General features: G+C 41.8%; 4 protein-coding genes. 2 read left to right on the top strand and 2 right to left on the bottom strand.

Annotation, left to right across the window (positions count from 1 at the left end):
- Window positions 1–359 precede the first annotated feature (359 nt).
- Together UB32_RS18600 and UB32_RS18595 are read left to right on the top strand one after the other, a co-directional pair.
- Window positions 360–836 (top strand): divergent PAP2 family protein, encoded by a 477-nt coding sequence (locus tag UB32_RS18600; protein WP_044396624.1) that lies wholly within the window; start codon window positions 360–362, stop codon window positions 834–836.
- A 15-nt stretch (window positions 837–851) separates the two neighbouring features.
- Window positions 852–1,619: a cobalamin-binding protein gene (locus UB32_RS18595; protein WP_044396623.1), complete on the top strand. Its 768-nt coding sequence runs from the start codon at window positions 852–854 to the stop codon at window positions 1,617–1,619.
- Window positions 1,620–1,655: 36 nt separating this feature from the next.
- Here the strand turns inward: UB32_RS18595 and UB32_RS18590 are convergent, their stop codons facing one another.
- Both UB32_RS18590 and UB32_RS18585 read right to left on the bottom strand, forming a co-directional pair.
- Window positions 1,656–2,366 (bottom strand): 3D domain-containing protein, encoded by a 711-nt coding sequence (locus UB32_RS18590; protein ID WP_044396622.1) that lies wholly within the window; start codon window positions 2,364–2,366, stop codon window positions 1,656–1,658.
- A 170-nt stretch (window positions 2,367–2,536) separates the two neighbouring features.
- Window positions 2,537–2,857, bottom strand: a complete 321-nt coding sequence (locus UB32_RS18585) for a YuiB family protein (RefSeq protein WP_044396620.1) — start codon at window positions 2,855–2,857, stop codon at window positions 2,537–2,539.
- Between the last annotated feature and the right edge of the window lie 97 nt (window positions 2,858–2,954).

The following is a 2,954-nucleotide window of genomic DNA, read 5'->3' as shown; positions in this document are numbered from 1 at the left end:
ATCTCTCGGACGGAATGATACCCTTATGCGAGCAATTCCACCTCCATATGGGCATCTCTCGGGCGGATGATACCTAGTTAATTCCCTTTTTAATATAATTTTGGCTGGCCAATTCTCGAGGTAAATTTTATTCTTTCTTCAAAATTCCTTTTACCCGTCATCCATATTTCTTCTAACGAGTCATAGAAGGTATAATAGTTCCATCCGTTGAATTTAATAAAGAGAATGTAACATACGCTTCAGGTAGCCTGTCAAAACAAAGTTACACAATTTAATCAATCATTGGACACCCGCTGTAATGTTATGATAAAACTTGGGTATTATTGAAAAAAGAATGCTTTAAACTAGGGGGAACATCTATGGATTTATTTACAAATTTCCCATTATGGGCTTCTCTGGCGGCGATTTTTTTCGCACAGTTCGTGAAGGTCCCGATTCAATATATTGCGACGAGAAGGCTTGACTGGTCATTGCTGACGAGCACCGGTGGAATGCCAAGCTCGCACTCCGCTGCTGTTACCGCTTTATCAACGGGAGTTGCTCTGCAGACAGGGATGGATTCAGCGGTATTTGCCGTTTCGGCAGTCTTTGCAATTATCACGATGTTTGACGCTTCTGGTGTTCGCAGGCAGGCTGGTGAGCAAGCCGTGGTCCTTAATCAATTGGTGCTTGACTTTGGCCGCTTCGCCCAGGAAGCTAAAGGCTGGCAAGATAAGCCTGCACAGGAAAAACGAAAAGAGCTGAAAGAACTGCTAGGACATAAGCCGATTGAAGTATTTTTCGGTGGATTAACGGGCATTGCACTGACTTTGCTGTTTCATTATCTTCTTTTATAAGGCTGGTGAATTAGTTTGAAAGTAGTATCTTTATGTCCCAGCAATACAGAAATTATGGAATTTCTCGGGCTGACCCATCTTCTTGTCGGAGTGGATGATTTCTCTGATTGGCCAGAGGCGGTTAAGTCCCTGCCCCAGCTCGGTCCGGACCTTTCGATTAATCTTGACCTTGTTGAGGAATTGAAGCCTGACCTCGTGCTTGCATCATTAAGCGTTCCTGGCATGGAAAAGAACATCGAAGGCTTGAAAGTACGTAATATTCCTCACATCATCCTGAATCCACAATCACTCAAAGATATAGAAAATGATTTAGTGATCACGGCTGAAGCACTGAATATGCCAGAGCGTGGACAGGATGCCGCAAAGAAGTTCAGGAGCAGGTTGGAGGGCATCAGGTTAAAAGGGGAAACAGCTAAATGGACTCCTAAGCTTTACTGGGAATGGTGGCCCAAACCCGTATTCACCCCCGGCAGGATCAATTGGCTGACCGAAATATCTGCGATAGCCGGCGGTGAAAATATTTTCCAAGATGTCGATCTTGCCAGCGTTCAGACGAACTGGGATGATGTAAAGTCGCGAAACCCAGATTATATTTGTATCGCCTGGGTAGGTGTCAGAAAACAAAAAATAAAGAAAGAATTGATCATAAACAGACCTGGCTGGAAGGAACTTGAAGCCATCAAGGAAGACCGTCTTTTCATCCTCGAAGAAGAATTGTATTGCCGGCCGTCCCCTCGGCTCTTGGATGGTCTGGAAAAATTGTACCATCTCATCCATGAATAAAAAGGCGCTTTCCGTCAGGGAAAGCGCCTTTTCCTTTTATGATTTTTTTCCGCTAGTAAACTGCTGGCGGAATACCTGCATCGATTCATTTTCGTTAAGGGTTTTCATGTCCTCTTCTGTAAGTTTTCCGTTGCCCATTTTAATTATGTATGCATCCAGCGTTTTCTTGCCCCACTGTTCGTATACATCCTTCACGGTATTGTAATATAAGTCCACCTTATTTCCTTTGATTGCCCCACCTTTATCGGCCACTACTCCAAATCCATAGTCAGGGATAAACAAAATGGTTCCAATTGGGAATACATTAAGATCAGCCGCTACTGTCGAATAAAGATCACGCTTTACCTTCACACCTGAATAGGTGATGCCATAGCCAGGATGGTCAGGATTTTTCCCAGTGGATTCCACTCCGGCCGTGTACCCTGTTGCAATAATCTGCTTTGTCGGATATTGTGCCCAATTCATCGATTCCTCAAGCGTTGGCGGTGTTCCGGCTACTTTTTCACTTGAAGAAATCTTCGTCTTCATTTCTGATACTTTTTTAAAAAACTTTAATGCTAGTCCCATTGACTTCTTTTTATGATCGAAACTGGAAATTCCCTCTTGCTGCCGGCTATCACTGTCAAAAACGTATGAAGTAACAGCAGAAGCCTCCACACCGGATATCGATTGGAAAGTGGAAGTTAGTGCTACAAAAAATAATACAGCCAGTACTAAACGTATTGCCCACATTTTTAATCTATTCATATATTATTTCACTCCTCCCAAAACTATTCATTTCCCAAAAAAACAAGAAATATTCCAAAAGGAGCAAAAAAAGGGTCAAAAGGCCTATTTACACTACCATAATAAGTAAATTATTCCCTTCATTTTTTAATTTTATCCATAAAAAAACCCTCAAAAAATTGAAGGTCTTTTTAAAACATTTGATATCCTTTTTTTCGTAACAGTTTGATAACTACACCAGCCAAGATTGCACCTGCCAAGCCACTGCTAAGTATTAATACATCTGCGATTGCTAGCTGTGAAATCCGCTGTCCAAGGTCACGGAAAGCTTTCCCGCTGGAACGGAAGTAATCAATCAATGGGTACTTATCGATTATGAATATCGCAATTAACGGATATACGATCGCCATTACCCAGGACATCCTCAGCAGCATATTTAATATAAATCCAATTCCAAAAAACAGAACAAAGAACAATAACATTGAAATGATCAGTGTGACAATCGTCATCATATCTGTATCCCCCCATTAAACATCATTTCTAGTTTACTGTTTGTCCGTTTTCGCGTCAATGAAATGGTGTATCATCCAGCTCTGAGGAGTAAACTTA

Origin of the sequence: Mesobacillus subterraneus (genome assembly GCF_000934845.1) — a bacterium.
Lineage (GTDB): Bacteria > Bacillota > Bacilli > Bacillales > Cytobacillaceae > Mesobacillus > Mesobacillus stamsii.
The sequence above is the reverse complement of the archived record's forward strand: the minus strand, read 5'-3'. Positions and strand labels throughout refer to the sequence as shown.

Excerpts from the sequence above, each read along its gene's own strand:
- UB32_RS18585 (WP_044396620.1), bottom strand. The coding sequence starts at position 2,857 with ATGATGACGATTGTCACACTGATCATTTCAATGTTATTGTTCTTTGTT.
- UB32_RS18600 (WP_044396624.1), top strand. The coding sequence starts at position 360 with ATGGATTTATTTACAAATTTCCCATTATGGGCTTCTCTGGCGGCGATT.
- UB32_RS18590 (WP_044396622.1), bottom strand. The coding sequence starts at position 2,366 with ATGAATAGATTAAAAATGTGGGCAATACGTTTAGTACTGGCTGTATTA.